Genomic DNA, 16,248 nt, shown 5'->3' with positions numbered 1-16,248 from the left:
GGTACCGGCGTCCTGCCGGCCCGAACTCGCGCGATCGGGGAAACCGACCGTTAGCCGCACAACAGATGAACCCATCCGGAAAAGCCGGGACCGGCAAACCGCAATAGTGCGACCGCCTGGCCCAGATCGCTCTGGTCCGGAATGAGTTTTTCACCTTTCAGTGATTTGGGGCGTCTGCGCCATAAATCGACGTTGTGTCACCGGCATGTTTGACTGATGTAACACAAAAAGTCGGAAGAATCAAGGTTTTGCTGCATCAGCGAAGGCCACAGTTAGGCGCCGCCTGTCAAGACGCTTAATGTGACCTGCCTCTTACCCAACGTAATACGGGCCTTTGTGGACCTGTTGTCAATCGCCTTCGCCGGGCTCGGCCGAGAAGTATTTCTCGAATTTACCGGCCTCGCCGTCGAAGGATTTGGCGTCGGCCGGAGGTTCCTTCTTGGCGGTGATATTGGGCCATTTCTCGGCGTATTCGGTGTTGATCTGCAACCATTTGTCGAGCCCCGACTCGGTGTCTGGCTTGATCGCGTCGGCCGGGCATTCCGGCTCGCAGACACCGCAGTCGATGCACTCGTCGGGATGGATGACGAGCATGTTCTCGCCTTCGTAGAAACAATCGACCGGACAGACCTCGATGCAGTCCATGTATTTGCATTTGATGCAATTGTCGGTCACGACATAGGTCATCGGTCGGCTCCGGAACGTCCCATTTTGTTGGGCTTTTTCCGTGAGGTAACGCCTTTATCCGCCGCTTGCAAGGGCAGCCATGCCTGGCGGCATCGGCGTTTCCGAAATGGAATTCCAGACGGCAGGCCCGGCAGGGATCGGTCATGTCCTGCGAAGTGTCGTTTTTGCCGGGTTCAGGGTTCGTTTTGTGCGTGTCGTTGCGCCAAAATCGTTACGCACTTTTCTGGCCGACACATCAGTCATCGCCAAGCAAGCGGTCGGTCTGGCGGCGTTCCTTCTTCGTCGGGCGGCCGCTGCCGGCCTCGCGCAGCGCCGGAATTGCATCGGGAGGGGCTTCGCCCTTCGGCGCGGGCGGCGGCGAGATATCCTCGTACAGCGTGCGGGCCTCCTCGGCAGGGCCACGCCGCACGCCGGCGTTCAGCACCTTCCAGACGAAGATGCGACGATCAAGTGTGATGGTCAGCACGTCTCCAGGCTTGACCAGATCGGAGGCCTGCGCTGCTTTGTCGCGATTGATGCGAACCCGGCCGGCGACCACTAGTTTCGCCGCCAGCGACCGCGATTTCACGGCGCGCGAAAAGAACAGCCATTTGTCGATGCGCTGGCGGTCTCGGGCAGCCGTTGGGGCAACCATCGACGCGAGCCCGAGCCTACTTCTTCAGCTGGTCGCGCAAAGCGGCGAGCTTGGCGAAGGGCGAGTCCGGATCGAAGCGCACCGGGCGCTCCTCGCGCGGCTTTGGCTGGAAAGCTGGCTTTCCGCCCCCCTTGGCCCGATCTGGGCCGCCACCCTTGCCATCCGGCCTGCCGCCCTTCCAGTCGGGCCGGCCTTCGCGGCGGTCGGGACGCTCGCCCTGTGGGCGGCCTTCACGCCGTTGCTCACCCTCGCCCTGCGGCTTGGGCTTGAACTTGGAGCGGTCGAAGCGCGGCTTGCCTGTGCCGTCCCGCCGTCCCTCATGAGCCGGACGTTCTCCGGGCGTCGCTGCCGCTGGCGTGCCGGCGGCATCCGCAGGCGCGTCGTTCCGGCCGCGCGCCTGTCCGTTGCGCGAGCGATTGTTGCGACCGGGATGGCGGGGGCGCTGTTCGAAACGGCCCTGGCGCCACAACAGGATCGGCTTTGGCGCCTCGGCTTCCGGAACGGGCTCGCTGGAGGCTGAATCGGCCACCAAGATAGGCTCGTCCGCCGCCGCTTCCGCTGCTGGCGCAGCTTCGGAAACTGCCTCTGCCGATGCGGCCGCTACAGGTTCGGCTTCCGCCTCTGGCTCGGCAACCAGCACGGGTTCGGCGGCCACTTCGGCGACGGCCTCTGTTGCGGCTTCTTGCGTGGCTTCGGCTGGCGCCTCGGGTTGTTCTTCCGCGACCGGCTCGGCCGCTTCCGCGACGACTTCGGCGGGAGTTTCGGCGACGGCCTCAACAGGGGCAGCGAGCTCCGAGCCATCGACCGAAACCTTCGCGACTGCATCGACCGCCACGGCTTCCGCCGCCTTGGCCTGCTCGGCTCGTGCAGCCTCTTCAGCCGCGGCCTTCGCTGCCGCTGCTTCGCGCGCGGCATTGTCCTGCGCTTCGAGCCGCGCCTTGACCTCGACGGCCGGCTTCGGTTCGGAACGATAGCCGAGACCTTTCAGGATCTCTTCCATGTCGTCGGCGGTGGCACCGAGGATCGACATCATCGGCGGCGTCACCATGAAGGACTGGCCGTCATAGGCGCCGTCCGGCCTTTGGCCGAGACCAGGCTTCCAGTTGGTCGCCGGGCGGATCAGATCCGCCAACCGCTCCAGAATGTCGATGCGCACGGCGCGGCGGCCCAGATTGCGGTAGCCGGCAAGCTTGTAGAAGGTCTTGTCGAAAGCCGGATCGATGACCACCGAGGTGCGGCCGGAGGCGAGGGCATGGACCACGTCGCCAAAGCCCGGCTTGTCCTTGCCGTCGTTCTTCAGCGCCCACAGCAAGGTCACCAGTCCGGCTGGCGCCGGCTTGATCAGCGCCGGCACGAAGACATGGTAGGCGCCGAAGCGCACGCCGAGCCGTCGAAGGGCTGCACGGCCCTCCTGGTCGAGCGACTTCATCTCCTCGGCAATGTCGCGGCGGTTGATGAGGCCGAAATTCTCGACCAGCTGGAAGGCGATGCCGCGGCCGATGCCGGCAATCTGGTCGGCGTTCTTCAGGTCGACCAGCGGCTTCAGCAGCAACTCGATCTGGAAATTGACGAAACGCTCGGCACGCGCCGCGACCTTGTCGCGCGCCGGGCCGGTCAACTGTTCGTCGGCCAGCAGCACGAGGCGCGGCTTCAGCGTGTCTTCGCCGGCAACCAGAGTGCCGATCGGCGCGCCGATCCAGCGCAGCGTGCCATCCGAGCCAAGCGCGATATCGCCATTGGCGCTAGCGCCGAAGCGTTCGGCGCGCGCCTCGAATTCGGCGGCCAGCGCCTTCTGGGCGGCGGTGCGCACAGCCTTGGCGTCTTCGCCGCCGGCGGTCTGGTCGGCGGTGAAGCGGAACCCTTGCAACTCGCCGACATGATGGCCTTCGACAAGGACGGTTCCGGTAGGACTAATTTCGGCTTCAGGCATGGTATTTTCTCTAAGGCGCCGCATGAGGACGGAAGTCCTGCGGTCTACGAAGCGTTTCGTCAACCGCTCATGCAGCGCATCCGACAATCTGTCTTCGATTTCGCGCGTCTTTTCCTGCCAGTGTGCCTGATCGGCCAGCCAGCCGGGCCGGTTCGACACGAATGTCCAGGTGCGGATCTGGGCAATGCGATGCGACAGCGTGTCGATGTCGCCTTCGGTGGTGTCGGCGCGGCGCACCTGTTCGGCCATGTAATTTTCGTCGACATGGCCATGCCGGGCGAGGTCCGTATAGATCGAAGCAATGAGGTCGGCATGCTGGGCCGGCGCGATCTTGCGGTAGTCGGGCAGCGCGCAGGCTTCCCACAGCAGCGCCACGCGTTTGGCATTGGTGGCGAGTGCGCGGATATCCTCGTCGCGCGACAGGTGCTCGAGCGCCTGCGCATCGACGGCAGGCAGTGCCCGCGTCAGCCCCTCGACCGGGGCGTTGGTCTCGATCGAGCGTTTCAGCGCATCGAGACTGGCGAAGTCGAAATGCGCGGTGCGCCACTGCAGCACCTTCACAGGGTCGAAGTCGTGGCCTTCGATCTTCTTGACCAGATCCTCGTCCAGCGGATCGACCTGGCCGGTGACGCCAAAGGTGCCGTCGCGCAGATGCCGGCCGGCGCGGCCGGCGATCTGGCCAAGCTCGGCCGCCGTCAGGTTGCGATACTGATAGCCGTCGAACTTGCGGTTCTGGGCGAAGGCGACATGATCGAGATCAAGGTTGAGACCCATGCCGATGGCGTCGGTGGCGATGAGATAGTCGACGTCGCCCGACTGGAACAGCGCCACCTGGGCGTTGCGGGTGCGAGGCGACAGCGCGCCGAGCACGACGGCGGCGCCGCCCTGCTGGCGGCGGATCAGCTCGGCGATGGCGTAGACCTCGTCGGCGGAGAAGGCGACGATCGCCGTGCGCCGCGGCAGCCGCGTCAGCTTCTTCGAACCGGCATAGGCAAGATGCGAAAGCCTCGGCCGCGTCACCACCGACACGCCCTTCAGCAGGCGCTGGAGGATGCCGTGCATGGTGGCCGCACCCAGCAGCAGCGTTTCCTGGCGGCCGCGCAGATGCAGGATGCGGTCGGTGAAGATGTGGCCGCGCTCGAGATCGCCGGCCAACTGCACCTCGTCGATGGCGACGAAGGCGGCGTCGGTCTCGCGTGGCATGGCCTCGACGGTGCAGACCGAATATTTGGCGCCGGGCGGTTGAATCTTCTCCTCGCCGGTGATCAGCGCGACCTTGTGGGCGCCGACCTTTTCGCAGACGCGGCCATAGACCTCACGTGCAAGCAGCCTGAGCGGCAAGCCGATGATGCCACTGTCGTGCGCCACCATGCGCTCGATGGCGAGATGAGTCTTGCCGGTGTTGGTCGGCCCAAGCACGGCGGTCACGTCACGGCCCGACAGGATCAGCGGCTCGGTATGTTTCGACTGGATGTTCATCGACCTGGAAATAAGGCTTTCTGGCCTCTCGTTGTCGGGAGCGTGCCTCAAGTGGCGCGTATGACAGGCGACACATAAGGATTTCGAGCGCGAAGCGAAAGCGGAATGTTCCACCGGTGGCTCGAAGTCATCTCCTGTCAAGCTCCAGAATGGTTGCGGATTAACAGTTGGAACGAGTCTGGAACGAATCGGAGACGAATCAGTGACTCGACCAGATTCAGCTTTTGTTCACGGCTACATATGGATTTTGTGACCATGAGTCTCACCACATGCTGAATCAACGAACTGGCCCGTTTCATGCAGGGCGAGCTCTGTCGTTAACCTTTGCCGGCGAACGACTGGAATGCCTTGGCCAGCCTCATCCAAGATTATGAAATTGTTGATCTTTCCTAAGCGGCGTTAAGGATTTGACGGGCGATTCCAGCTGTTGTCGTTAACACTCCGCTCAAAGCCGGAACGAATCGGCTACGAATCGGCGATGCCAGAATCTTCCCGTTTTGTTCACCCCAATATCTTGTGTTGCGAACAGCTTATCCACCGAGAATCCACAGGTTGCAAAGCCACTTTTGCACTGGGCAGCCGGTGGTTGTTAACCTCTGCGTGCCGTAATGGGGCACCAGCCGGCGTGGGGCAGGTCGAAGGCATGAAGTCGCCGGCGAATGACGGACCGGTTTGCCGGTCCGTCGATCTCTCCACCCACATCGGCGCTTCTACCGTCTGGACAAAAAACCGCTTCGCACTTTTCCTGGAATGCTTCAGACGAAGTGAAATGCTTCAGGCGAAGTATTGGCCGCCATTGGCTGAGATGGTCGAGCCGGTGATGAAGCCGGCATCTTCGGATGCGAGGAAGACAACGCAGCGCGCGATCTCTTCCGGTTCGCCGAGGCGGCCGACGGGGATCTGCGGGATGATGCGCTCGTTGAGCACCTTCTCGTCGATCGCCTTGACCATTTCAGTGGCGATATAGCCGGGGCAGATGACATTGACGGTGATGCCGGCGCGGGCCCCTTCCTGGGCGAGCGCCTTCGAAAAGCCGATATCGCCAGCCTTGGCGGCGGAATAATTCACCTGTCCGGCCTGGCCCTTCTGGCCGTTGATCGAGGAGATGGTGATGACGCGGCCGAACTTGCGGTCGCGCATGCCGCTCCACAGCGGATGCGTCATGTTGAAGACGCCCGACAAATTGGTGTCGATGACCTCTTTCCACTGATCGCGCGTGATCTTGTGGAACATGGCGTCGCGGGTGATGCCGGCATTGTTGACCAGCACCGAGACAGGACCGAGATCGGCCTCGACCTGCTTGATGCCGGCGGTGCAGGAATCGTAGTCGGCGACCGACCATTTGTAGACCGGGATACCGGTTTCGGCCTTGAATTTCGCCGCCGCGTCGTCATTGCCGGCGTAGTTGGCGGCAACCGAATAGCCGGCGTTCTTCAATGCTATCGAGATCGCCGCGCCGATACCGCGCGATCCGCCTGTGACGATTGCTACCTTGGTCATGCGTTTCCCCTATTTTGATATCGCCCTGTTGTCGGGCTTGGCAGGCACTGCATACCGACCGGGCGGCTCGCGCCGCCCGTTCAGGTGATATCCTTAGAGCGCTTCCACGCACATGGCGACGCCCATGCCGCCGCCGATGCATAGGGTGGCGAGGCCTTTCTTGGCGCCGCGCCGACGCATTTCGAAGACCAGCGTGTTGAAGATGCGGGCACCCGAAGCACCGATCGGATGGCCGATGGCAATGGCGCCGCCATTGACGTTGACGATCGAGGGATCCCAGCCCATGTCCTTGTTGACGGCGCAAGCCTGGGCGGCAAAGGCCTCGTTGGCCTCGATCAGGTCGAGATCTCCGACCGACCAGCCGGCCTTCTCCAATGCCTTGCGCGAAGCCGGTATCGGACCGGTGCCCATGATCTGCGGGTCGACGCCGGCGGTTGCCCAGGACACGATGCGCGCCAGCGGGGTGATGCCGCGCCTCACCGCTTCCGCTTCGCTCATCAGCACCGCACCGGCGGCGCCGTCATTGATGCCGGAGGCGTTGGCGGCGGTCACCGTACCGTCCTTGTCGAAAGCCGGCTTCAGCTTGGTCATGGCGTCGAGCGTGGCACCGTGGCGGATGTACTCGTCCTGGTCGACAATGGTGTCGCCCTTCCTGCCCTTGATGGTGACGGCGACGATCTCGTCCTTGAACTTGCCGGCCTTCTGCGCCGCCTCGGCCTTGTTCTGCGAGGCGAGCGCGAACTGGTCCTGATCGTCGCGGGTGATCTGGAACTGACGAGCGACGTTTTCGGCGGTGTTGCCCATGTGGTAGCCGTTGAAGGCATCCCACAGTCCGTCCTTGATCATGGTGTCGATCAGCTTGAAGTCGCCCATCTTGACGCCGGCGCGCAGGTGCTGGGCATGCGCCGAAAGCGACATCGATTCCTGTCCGCCGGCGATGACAACCTTGGCATCGCCGGTGGCGATCTGCTGCATGCCGAGCGCAATGGCGCGCAGGCCCGAGCCGCAAACCTGGTTGAGACCCCAGGCCGTGGTTTCCTTGGGCAGGCCGGCATTGATCGATGCCTGGCGGGCCGGGTTCTGACCCTGAGCGGCGGTCAGCACCTGGCCGAGGATGACCTCGTCGACCTCGCCTGGTTCGACACCGGCACGCGACAGCAGTTCCTTGATGACGATAGCACCGAGCTCATGCGCCGGGGTGGTGGCGAAAGCGCCGTTGAAGGAGCCGACCGGCGTGCGCGCCGCACTGGCAATGACGATGGAAGCGGACATTTTCTTCTCCAGGCTTCAAGGGTGTTGTTCTGTCGTTGAGGACTTTTCTTGCCCTTTCCAGAACCCAAGTCAAACCTGAAATGGGCATGGCGCCCATGCGCTGCAAGCACATGGCGCCTTGCGATGGCGCTACTCTGTCCGTTGCTGCGCAGCATATTTTGCCTGCTATGCAGCATTTAATGATGCCGCAGTGCACAAACTGCTTGGAATTGTGAGGCTTTTGCGCATATCCTCAAAAAAGGCACAATCGTTACCGGCGGCTTACTCGGGGGCGCCGGTGTCCCGGGGAGGATGCAGATGGCCGCGAAAGACGATCCGATCATCATCAAGAAATACGCCAATCGCCGCCTCTACAACACAGGCACCAGCACCTATGTGACGCTCGAGGACCTCGCCGAGATGGTCAAGAAGGGCGAGGAGTTCACCGTCCAGGATGCCAAGACCGGTGACGATATCACCCATCCGGTGCTGACCCAGATCATCTTCGAGCTGGAGAACAAGGATGGGCAGAACATGCTGCCGATCCCGTTCCTGCGCCAGCTGATCGCCTATTATGGCGACCAGATGCAGATGATCGTGCCGAGCTTCCTCGAACAGTCCATGCTTGCCTTCTCCAAGGAGCAGGAACGCTTTCGCGAGCAGATGAAGGGTGCGCTCGGCAAGTCGCCGCTGGACATGATGAAGATCACCACGCCGATCAAGGCGCTGGAGGAGCAGACGCGCCGCAACATGGAAATGTTCCAGAATGCGATGCGGCTGTTCACGCCCTTCCCGCCGGCGGGTTCCGCGCCAGCCGCGGCCCCGGCCGAGCCGGCCAGGAAGGAAACACCGGAAAAGCCCGACGACCTTCAGGATCTGAAGGATCAGATCGCCGCCATGCAACGCAAGCTCGACACGATGTCGTGAGCGGTTCGGATCGAAAGATCCGCTAGCCGGCGCATAGTGCTATCGCGGCAGCAATCCCTCATAGCGGCCGCGTGGCCTGATGACAGTTCCACTTGTCACCTGTTCGATCGTGTGCGCGGCCCAGCCGACGCTGCGTGCGAGTGCGAACAGGCGGAACGGTGCATCGCGCGGCAAGCCAAGGCCGCGTGTCAGCACGGCCAAAGCGAAGTCGATGTTCGGATGCGCGCCGGTCGCGGCAAGGGCCGCATCACGCAGCGATTGAGAGAGATCATCGATGTCGATCACGCTCAGCAATGCCGCCGCGCGGGGATCGCCGTCGGGATAGAGCGGATGGCCGAAGCTCGGCAGAGGCCGGTCATGGCTGAGCCAGCGCCGGATCGCCGCCTCGGCACCGTGCCGCCCCGCATCCTCGGCCAGTTGCATCACCGCTTCGCCGGCGCCGCCATGGCGAGGGCCTGACAATGTCGCCAACCCAGCGAGCAGGCAAGCGGCCATCGGCGCTCCGGTGGAGGCCGCGACACGGGCGGCGAAGGTCGATGCGTTGAGTTCGTGGTCGGCGAGCAGGATGAGCGCGCGGCGGATCGCATCGGCTGCCGCTGCATCCACCGACCAGTCCCGCGCCAATCGCCGATGAACTGGGTCCGGTCCCGCTGATGCGCCCAAGGCGCTGGCCAACACGCCGACCGCGTGCGCGGCATCGGCATGCAGCGAGGTGGCGCTGCGCCCGAGTGAAGGTCGCCCCTGGCCGGCAAGCACGGCAAGTTGCGCAAAGGCCGAGGCCCGGCCGGGTTGGTGGGCCGCATCCGGCACCGGCGCTCGGAAGGCCACCGGTTCAGGCAGCGCCCAGAGCACTGCCGCTGTTTCTTCCAGCGTGGCACTCGCTGAAAGCGCAACGGCGTCCTGGCCACGATAGACAAGATGACCGTGCAAGACGGTCGAGATCGAGGTGACGATCGACGGTTCGCCCCAGGCAATGGCGCTTTCGGCGATGGCCGACGGGCTGCGTCCTCGCGCCCTTCGCGTTGCCAGTGCCGCTATGTCGTCGGCACGATATTGGCTGCGGCGCGGGTCGGCGCGGTCCGGTTGCATGCCGATGCGGCCGCGGCTGACATAGGCGTAGAGTGTCTGGGGCCGCACCTTGAGCCTTTCCAGCGCCTCTTCCCGCGACAACCACTCGGACATATCGAACTCCGATATTGATTATATTGATCAAGATTGATCAGCAAATTGCCTAGCATTATCTCTACTGGGGAAATGGATCAAGGAGGCAGGCTATGGCGAATGGGCTCGACGACGTTGTGGCGGCTGAAACCGTCCTCTCCGACGTGGATGGTCTTGGTGGCAATCTGACCATCCGCGGCCATTCGCTGCGGGACCTGGCTGGACGCTGGAGCTACGCGCAGGTGGTCAGCCTGCTGCTCGATGGCTTCTTCGAAGACCTTCCCGGCGACGCCGAACTGGCGCAAGCGTTGGGCCAGGCGCGCGCAGAAGTGTTCGAGCGGCTTTTGCCCTCGCTGCCCTTGCTGGCATCGCTCGATGTCTACAGCGCCATGCGCGCCGGCATGGCGCTGCTGCCGGACGGCGAGACTTTGCCGGACGCGCTACGGCTGGTTGCGGCGCCCGCGGTGTTGACGACGGCCCTGCTTCGCCTACGGCGCGGTGAGGCGCCCATCGCGCCGGACAGCCTGTCCGATCATGCCGCCGACATGTTGAGGATGCTCAGCGGTCGTGCCGCCTCGCCGGCGCTGGCGAAGGCGCTCGACACCTATCTGGTGACCGTCTGCGATCATGGCCTCAATGCCTCGACCTTCGCCACCCGCGTGGTCGCGTCGACGCAGGCCGGCCTGACATCGTCCGTGCTGGCCGGGCTCGGCGCGCTCAAGGGCCCGCTGCATGGCGGCGCGCCCGGTCCGGTGATCGAGATGCTGGATGCGATCGAGGCGCATGGCGATGCCGCCGGCTGGCTGCGCGACGAGGTCGCGCATGGCGAGCGCATAATGGGCTTCGGCCATCGCATCTACCGCGTGCGCGATCCGCGTGCCGACGTGCTGAAGGCGGTCGTGCGGCAACTCGGCGGCGAGAGCGAAACCGGTCGCCGGCTGGCCTTCGCGGAGACAGTGGAGCAAGCCGCGCTCGACGTGCTGCGGATCGCCAAGCCGTCGCGCTCGCTGCAGACCAACGTCGAGTTCTACACCGCGCTGCTCCTGGAGGCCGCGGGTTTCCCCAAGGAGGCATTCAGCAATGTGTTTGCCGCCGGGCGTGTCGCCGGCTGGATTGCGCACGCCCGTGAACAGCAGACGACTGGACGGTTGATCCGGCCGCAGTCGCGCTATGTCGGGCCGGTGCCGGATCTCGTTGCCTGAGGCTGTCTGCCTGTTTCGATGGATGCCGCCTCTCCGCTCCGAAGCGGCGAGGCGGTCTTTCATGACCGAAATTTCATGTGATCACGCGACCGTGTTCGTGTTCTTGCCTTGGTCAGGACTTATATGCTGCACTGCAACATAGGTCCGCTGTAACCGACCGTCCCGATCCCCGGGGCTTGATGAGGCCTGCAGCATCCAAAACGACAGGAACGCCATGACGAAAAACGGCAAGGCGGAGGAAACCAAGAAGATCAACATCGCGCTTCAGGGCGGCGGCTCGCACGGGGCCTTCTCCTGGGGTGTGCTCGACCGGCTGCTGGAGGATGGCAGGCTGGAGATCGCGGCGGTGTCCGGGACCAGCGCCGGCGCCATGAACGCGGTGGCGCTGGCCGATGGCTTCGTGCGCGGCGGCGTCGAGGGCGCGCGGCAAAAGCTCGACGATTTCTGGCGCGCGGTGGCGGCAAAAGGCAGGTTCAGCCCGGTGCAGCGCATGCCGTGGGATGTCGCCTGGGGCAATTGGTCGATCGAGAACACGCCGGGCTATGTTTTCTTCGACACCATGTCGCGCGTGTTTTCGCCGTATGTCGCCAACCCGCTCGGCCTCAATCCGCTGCGCGACGTGGTCGCGCAGGAGATCGATTTCAAGAATGTGCGTGCTTGCAAGTCGATGGAACTGTTCATTTCGGCGACCAATGTCGAAACCGGGCAGTTGCGCGTGTTTTCCGACGGCGAGATCGACCTCGACACGGTGATGGCCTCGGCTTGCCTGCCGCAACTGTTCCGCGCCGTCGAGATCAAGGGCGTGCCCTATTGGGATGGCGGCTATGGCGGCAATCCGGCGCTTTATCCGTTCTTCAAGACGGCGGCGACCGAGGACGTGCTCCTGGTGCAGATCAATCCGGTGGTGCGGGAAGGAACGCCAAGGAGCGCCAACGAGATCCAGAACCGCATCGACGAGATCACCTTCAACGCCGGGCTGTTGCGCGAATTCCGCTCGATCGCCTTTGTCAAGGAGCTGATCGCCGCCGGCCGCCTGCCGCATGGCGAATACCGCGACATCCGCATGCACCGCATCGATGCCGACGAGGCGTTCAAGGACCTGTCGGCGTCGTCGAAGGTCAATGCCGAATGGGCGTTCCTGAGCTATATGCGCGATCTCGGCCGCACCGCCGCCAGCGACTGGCTGGAGGAGAATTACGATGCGGTCGGCAAGCGCCCGACGCTCGATCTGTCAGGCGAGCTCGATGACGGCTTCAAGCCGGTGCGTGGTCCCGCACCTGGCCGGCGGGTCAAGGAATTCCTCGCTGTGCGCAAGAACCCGGAGGCAGAGCGCCGTCGCGCCTGACCCGAAAACCGGCACAGCCTGGCTTCTTGGCTTCATCCAGCTTTTAGGGTCAGGTCGATCACCCTGATCAGGGCGGCGGCGGCCTGCCGCTGCCCGCCGGGATCGCTGATGCGGGCCTTCATGCCTTCCAGCCCGTCGAGCAGCATGTCGGCAAGCAGTTGCGCCGACAGGCCCTTGGCGGTGAGATCGGCGCCGTTGCTGGCAGCCTCGCCCTCGATCGCGGCGGCGATATGTTCGACAAGACCGCCGCGCCAGCAGCCGACCAGATCGCCAAGGCTCGATTTCATGTCCAGCAATTCGGCGCCGTGCGGCGAGGCAACGACCGCGCTCATCATCGAGATGAACGCCTCGTCGATGGCTCGCGTCATGCGCTCAGTGAAAGCGCCATCGCCGGCCAGAGCCATTTTCGCCGACTCGACCGAGCGCGACAGTACCATCATGGCGATGGCACGGAAAATGTCGGTCTTGTTCTTGAACAGGAGATAGAGCGCTGGCCGCGACATGTCGGCGGCGCGGGCGATGTCGTCCATGGTGGTGCGGGAGAAGCCATAAGCCAAAAACACCTTCATTGCGCCATCCAGGATACGGACGCGTTTGGGGTCAGCGGTGGCGATGTCTTCGATCTGATTCATGAGACGGCATTATCCTGTAAAAATCTCAATTGACAAAATGACGTAATTTGTCAATCTGTTTGAGGACGAAATGACCGGTTGGCCATTTCGCCTCGAGCTGTGGACGACAACAAAGGGTATCCCCATGCGCCTCACCGTCGACGGGCAGTCATTCGACATCAACGCCGATCCCGATATGCCGCTGCTGTGGGCGTTGCGCGATCTCATTGGCAAGACCGGACCGAAGTACGGCTGCGGCATCGCCGCCTGCGGCGCCTGCACCGTGCATGTCGACGGTCAGCCGGTGCGCTCCTGCTCGCTCCCGGTCGGCGAGGTCAGCGGCGCCGTCACCACCATCGAAGGCATCGGCACGGCGGACAAGCTTCATCCCGTGCAACAGGTATGGCTGGAGGAACAGGTCGCGCAATGCGGCTATTGCCAGGCCGGCCAGATCATGAGCGCGGTGGCACTGCTCGACGAGGTCGCCGATCCCAGCGACGCCGACATCGACAACGCCATGGGCGGCAATCTTTGCCGCTGCGGCACCTATCCGAGGATCCGCTCGGCCATCAAGAAGGCCGCCGCGCTCAAGACGGCGGGGCTCTGACCATGGCCAGTGTCGGAAAGATTGCTCGCCGCACGTTCCTGATCGGCGCGGCTGCCGTGGCGGGCGGCGTGGCCGTCGGCTACTACTATTATCGCAAGCCGTTTGCGAACCCGCTCGAGACCGACCTCGGCAAGGGTGAGGCGACGTTCAACCCCTATGTGAAGATCGGCGCCGACAACACTATCACCGTCGTCGCGCCGCGCGCCGAGATGGGGCAAGGCATCTCGACGACGCTGGCCGTCATGGTCGCCGAGGAACTCGATGTCGGTCTCGATCGGGTCAATGTCGAGCACGGCCCAGCCTCCTATGCCTATTACAACGCCGCGATCCTCGAAGAGGGCGGCCCGTTCGCCTTCTTCGACGAGAGCATGACCGCGCAGGCGGTACGCTCAGGTCTCGGCGTGGTAGGGAAGCTCCTTGCTATCCAGGCTACCGGCGGCTCGGCTTCGGTGCGCGACGGTTTCGACAAGATGCGCCAGGCCGGCGCCGCAACCCGGCAATTGCTGGTCGCGGCGGCAGCGCAGAAACTCGGCGTTGCCGCCGCAGATCTGGAAACGGCCGATGGGTCGATCCTACATAAGGCGTCTGGCAAGTCGCTGACCTATGGCGCGGTTGCCGCGGCTGCCGCCGCCATGGCGCCGCCGGCCGAAGTCAGGCTCAAGGACCGAGCCGACTGGAAACTGCTGGGAAAACCGCAGAAGCGCATCGACATGCTGGCCAAGGTCACCGGAGCACCGATCTTCGGCATCGATGTCAGGCTGCCGGACATGCTCTACGGCACGGTCAAGATGAGCCCACGCTTCTGGGCCAAGCCGGTCAAGGCGGATCTCGCCAAAGCCGAGAAAATGCCCGGCTTGATCAAGATCGTGCCGCTCGAGACGAATTACGGTCACGGCTTCGGCATCATCGCGCAAAATACCTGGGCTGCCTTCAAGGCGGCCGACGCCATCGATGCCCAATGGGCGGATCCCGAATATCCGCTCAGCAGCGCTGCCATTTCCGATGTGCTGAGACAGGCGCTCGGCACCAAGGGCTCGGCGATGCGCGACAATGGCGATGTCGATACCGCCTTCGCCGACGCGCCGCGCGAAAGGATGGTCGAGGCAGACTATGCGGTGCCCTATCTGGCGCATGCGACCATGGAGCCGATGAACGCCACGGCGCGGTTCAAGGATGGTGCCCTCGACATCTGGTGCGGCAACCAGGCGCCGACCCTGGTGCGGCAGCTTTGCGCCAATGTGGTCGGAATCGAGCAGGACAAGGTCACCGTCCACACCACCTTCATGGGCGGCGGTTTCGGCCGCCGCGTCGAGATGGATTACGCGCTGTGCGCCGCGCTGATGGCGAAGGAGACAGGCGGGCGCCCGATCAAGGTGACCTGGACGCGCGAAGAGGACATGCGCCATGACGCCTACCGGCCGACCGCGGTCGGCAAGTTCCAAGCGCGGCTTGGCGACGATGGCATGCCGGTCGCCGTCGACATGAAGATCGCGTCGCCATCCATGATAGCCAGCACCTTGCGCCGGCTGTTCCCCTCGATCTCGCCGCTTGGACCCGACAAGAGCATCGTCGACGGGGCCTATGACCAGCCCTACACCATCCCGAATTATCGGGTGAGCGGTGTCGCCGCCCCTGTCTTGATTCCTGTCGGCTCCTGGCGATCGGTCGGCAGTTCGATCAACGGCTTCTTCCATGAGGGGTTCATGGACGAGATTGCCGTGGCCGGGAAAGTCGACCCAGTCGAGATGCGCAAGAAGCTGATGGCCGCCTATCCCGCGGCGGTGAAGGTGGTGGAAAAAGTCGCAGCGATGGCGAAATGGGGCGAGGCGCTGCCTGCCGGCAAGGCCAAGGGCATGGCCTTCACGCTGTCCTTCGGCAGTTGGGTCGGCGAGATCGTCCAAGTGGCGGATACGCCGGCCGGCATCCGCATCGAGAAGGTATGGATCGCCGCCGATGTCGGTACCGCGCTCGATCCGGGCATCATCGAGGCACAGCTGATTTCCGCCGCCATCTACGGTCTTTCAGCGGCCATGGGACAGGAGATCACCTTCGCCGACGGTATGGTCGAACAGTCGAACTTCCACGATTTCGACGCCATGCGGATATTCCAGTGCCCGGTCTTCGAAGTCGCCATCCTGGAAAATTTCCACAAGATGGGCGGCGTCGGCGAGGTTGGCACTCCGCCGGCGGCACCGGCGCTGGCCAATGCCATCTTCGCGCTCACCGGCAAGCGCATCCGCACGCTGCCTTTGTCGAAAACAGTGGCCTTCGCATGAAGAGGCTCCTCATCATGCTGACGCCTGCTGCCATGCTCGTTCTCGCGGCGCCGTTCGCAACCGCACAGGAGACCCAAACACCACCGAGCCAGACGGTCGACACGACCAAGGGCCTGTCCGAATGGCACAAGATTTATGCGGTGTTCTCACATCCGCGCTGCGCCGATTGTCATGTCGCGGACGACCGGCCGCGCTGGTCTGGTGCGCACTATGGCGGCACGCGCGTGCACGCCTTCAATGTCCAGCGCGGTACCGACGGGTCGGGTTTCGGCAATCCGGGCCTGCGCTGCACGACTTGCCATTTCGCAAGCAATTCCAATGAATTGCACGGACCGCCCGGAGCCGAGAACTGGCGTCTGGCGCCGGCCGAGATGGCCTGGTTCGGGAAATCCTCTGCCGACATCTGTGCCCAGATCAAGGACCCGGCGCGCAATGGCGGTCGCAGTTTGGACGATATCGCGCTGCATGTTCGCGACGACAGGTTGGTCGGCTGGGGCTGGGCGCCGGGGTCGAATCGTGAGCCGGCTCCGGGCTCGGCCGAAGCAACCTTTCAAGCGATCGAAAACTGGATGGCGGTGGGTTCACCTTGCCCGGTGCCGTAATGGTCTTGCAACTTTAAGGCTATATTGCAGTGCAAC

The 16,248-nt window shown here is 63.7% G+C and carries 13 protein-coding genes; 6 read left to right on the top strand and 7 right to left on the bottom strand.

All coding sequences use genetic code 11. The annotated features are described in order from the left end of the window. Positions 1-348 precede the first annotated feature (348 nt). From fdxA to AC0ZT5_RS11805, 5 genes are all read right to left on the bottom strand, one after another. Positions 349-687: a ferredoxin FdxA gene (gene fdxA, locus AC0ZT5_RS11825; RefSeq protein ID WP_095089463.1), complete on the bottom strand. Its 339-nt coding sequence runs from the start codon at positions 685-687 to the stop codon at positions 349-351. Between the two features lie 235 nt (positions 688-922). Then, positions 923-1,321 (bottom strand): RNA-binding S4 domain-containing protein, encoded by a 399-nt coding sequence (locus AC0ZT5_RS11820; protein ID WP_477284937.1) that lies wholly within the window; start codon positions 1,319-1,321, stop codon positions 923-925. Positions 1,322-1,337: 16 nt separating this feature from the next. Beyond that, entirely contained in the window at positions 1,338-4,730 is a 3,393-nt protein-coding gene (locus AC0ZT5_RS11815; RefSeq protein ID WP_488496578.1) for a helicase-related protein, read from the bottom strand. A 774-nt stretch (positions 4,731-5,504) separates the two neighbouring features. After that, positions 5,505-6,230, bottom strand: a complete 726-nt coding sequence (phbB, locus tag AC0ZT5_RS11810; protein ID WP_488496577.1) for an acetoacetyl-CoA reductase — start codon at positions 6,228-6,230, stop codon at positions 5,505-5,507. A gap of 93 nt (positions 6,231-6,323) precedes the next feature. After that, positions 6,324-7,502, bottom strand: a complete 1,179-nt coding sequence (locus AC0ZT5_RS11805; RefSeq protein WP_457151519.1) for an acetyl-CoA C-acetyltransferase — start codon at positions 7,500-7,502, stop codon at positions 6,324-6,326. A gap of 297 nt (positions 7,503-7,799) precedes the next feature. Here AC0ZT5_RS11805 and phaR point away from each other — a divergent pair, with 297 nt between their 5' ends. After that, complete coding sequence (phaR, locus tag AC0ZT5_RS11800) at positions 7,800-8,408, top strand: polyhydroxyalkanoate synthesis repressor PhaR (RefSeq protein ID WP_477284943.1); 609 nt, start codon at positions 7,800-7,802, stop codon at positions 8,406-8,408. 39 nt (positions 8,409-8,447) lie between these two features. Here the strand turns inward: phaR and AC0ZT5_RS11795 are convergent, their stop codons facing one another. Then, on the bottom strand, positions 8,448-9,590 hold the full coding sequence (locus AC0ZT5_RS11795; RefSeq protein WP_488496576.1) for a citrate/2-methylcitrate synthase: 1,143 nt from the start codon (positions 9,588-9,590) through the stop codon (positions 8,448-8,450). Between the two features lie 92 nt (positions 9,591-9,682). On the opposite strand from AC0ZT5_RS11795, the gene AC0ZT5_RS11790 reads away from it, so the two are divergent. Further along, positions 9,683-10,771, top strand: coding sequence for a citrate synthase/methylcitrate synthase (locus tag AC0ZT5_RS11790; protein WP_488496575.1), 1,089 nt, complete (start codon positions 9,683-9,685; stop codon positions 10,769-10,771). A gap of 214 nt (positions 10,772-10,985) precedes the next feature. Then, the gene (locus AC0ZT5_RS11785) at positions 10,986-12,116 is read left to right on the top strand and encodes a patatin-like phospholipase family protein (RefSeq protein WP_488496574.1); all 1,131 of its coding nucleotides are present in this window, start codon (positions 10,986-10,988) and stop codon (positions 12,114-12,116) included. Between the two features lie 32 nt (positions 12,117-12,148). On the opposite strand, the gene AC0ZT5_RS11780 is transcribed toward AC0ZT5_RS11785, so the two are convergent. Next, on the bottom strand, positions 12,149-12,748 hold the full coding sequence (locus tag AC0ZT5_RS11780) for a helix-turn-helix domain-containing protein (protein WP_488496573.1): 600 nt from the start codon (positions 12,746-12,748) through the stop codon (positions 12,149-12,151). Positions 12,749-12,872: 124 nt separating this feature from the next. On the opposite strand from AC0ZT5_RS11780, the gene AC0ZT5_RS11775 reads away from it, so the two are divergent. Genes AC0ZT5_RS11775 through AC0ZT5_RS11765 form a run of 3 tightly spaced genes read left to right on the top strand, consistent with a single transcriptional unit; the run spans position 12,873 to position 16,212 of the window. Continuing rightward, positions 12,873-13,334 (top strand): (2Fe-2S)-binding protein, encoded by a 462-nt coding sequence (locus AC0ZT5_RS11775; RefSeq protein ID WP_488496572.1) that lies wholly within the window; start codon positions 12,873-12,875, stop codon positions 13,332-13,334. 2 nt (positions 13,335-13,336) lie between these two features. Then, a complete protein-coding gene (locus tag AC0ZT5_RS11770; RefSeq protein ID WP_488496571.1) occupies positions 13,337-15,610 on the top strand; it encodes a xanthine dehydrogenase family protein molybdopterin-binding subunit in 2,274 nt (757 codons plus the stop codon). After that, complete coding sequence (locus AC0ZT5_RS11765) at positions 15,607-16,212, top strand: hypothetical protein (RefSeq protein ID WP_488496570.1); 606 nt, start codon at positions 15,607-15,609, stop codon at positions 16,210-16,212. Before AC0ZT5_RS11770 ends, AC0ZT5_RS11765 begins: the two co-directional genes overlap by 4 nt. Positions 16,213-16,248: the final 36 nt, after the last annotated feature.

This window comes from Mesorhizobium sp. CNPSo 4670 (genome assembly GCF_057784235.1).
The sequence above is the reverse complement of the archived record's forward strand: the minus strand, read 5'-3'. Positions and strand labels throughout refer to the sequence as shown.

Excerpts from the sequence above, each read along its gene's own strand:
- AC0ZT5_RS11765 (WP_488496570.1), top strand. The coding sequence starts at position 15,607 with ATGAAGAGGCTCCTCATCATGCTGACGCCTGCTGCCATGCTCGTTCTC.
- AC0ZT5_RS11780 (WP_488496573.1), bottom strand. The coding sequence starts at position 12,748 with ATGAATCAGATCGAAGACATCGCCACCGCTGACCCCAAACGCGTCCGT.
- AC0ZT5_RS11795 (WP_488496576.1), bottom strand. The coding sequence starts at position 9,590 with ATGTCCGAGTGGTTGTCGCGGGAAGAGGCGCTGGAAAGGCTCAAGGTG.
- AC0ZT5_RS11785 (WP_488496574.1), top strand. The coding sequence starts at position 10,986 with ATGACGAAAAACGGCAAGGCGGAGGAAACCAAGAAGATCAACATCGCG.
- fdxA (WP_095089463.1), bottom strand. The coding sequence starts at position 687 with ATGACCTATGTCGTGACCGACAATTGCATCAAATGCAAATACATGGAC.
- AC0ZT5_RS11820 (WP_477284937.1), bottom strand. The coding sequence starts at position 1,321 with ATGGTTGCCCCAACGGCTGCCCGAGACCGCCAGCGCATCGACAAATGG.
- phbB (WP_488496577.1), bottom strand. The coding sequence starts at position 6,230 with ATGACCAAGGTAGCAATCGTCACAGGCGGATCGCGCGGTATCGGCGCG.
- AC0ZT5_RS11775 (WP_488496572.1), top strand. The coding sequence starts at position 12,873 with ATGCGCCTCACCGTCGACGGGCAGTCATTCGACATCAACGCCGATCCC.
- AC0ZT5_RS11770 (WP_488496571.1), top strand. The coding sequence starts at position 13,337 with ATGGCCAGTGTCGGAAAGATTGCTCGCCGCACGTTCCTGATCGGCGCG.
- AC0ZT5_RS11805 (WP_457151519.1), bottom strand. The coding sequence starts at position 7,502 with ATGTCCGCTTCCATCGTCATTGCCAGTGCGGCGCGCACGCCGGTCGGC.
- phaR (WP_477284943.1), top strand. The coding sequence starts at position 7,800 with ATGGCCGCGAAAGACGATCCGATCATCATCAAGAAATACGCCAATCGC.
- AC0ZT5_RS11790 (WP_488496575.1), top strand. The coding sequence starts at position 9,683 with ATGGCGAATGGGCTCGACGACGTTGTGGCGGCTGAAACCGTCCTCTCC.
- AC0ZT5_RS11815 (WP_488496578.1), bottom strand. The coding sequence starts at position 4,730 with ATGAACATCCAGTCGAAACATACCGAGCCGCTGATCCTGTCGGGCCGT.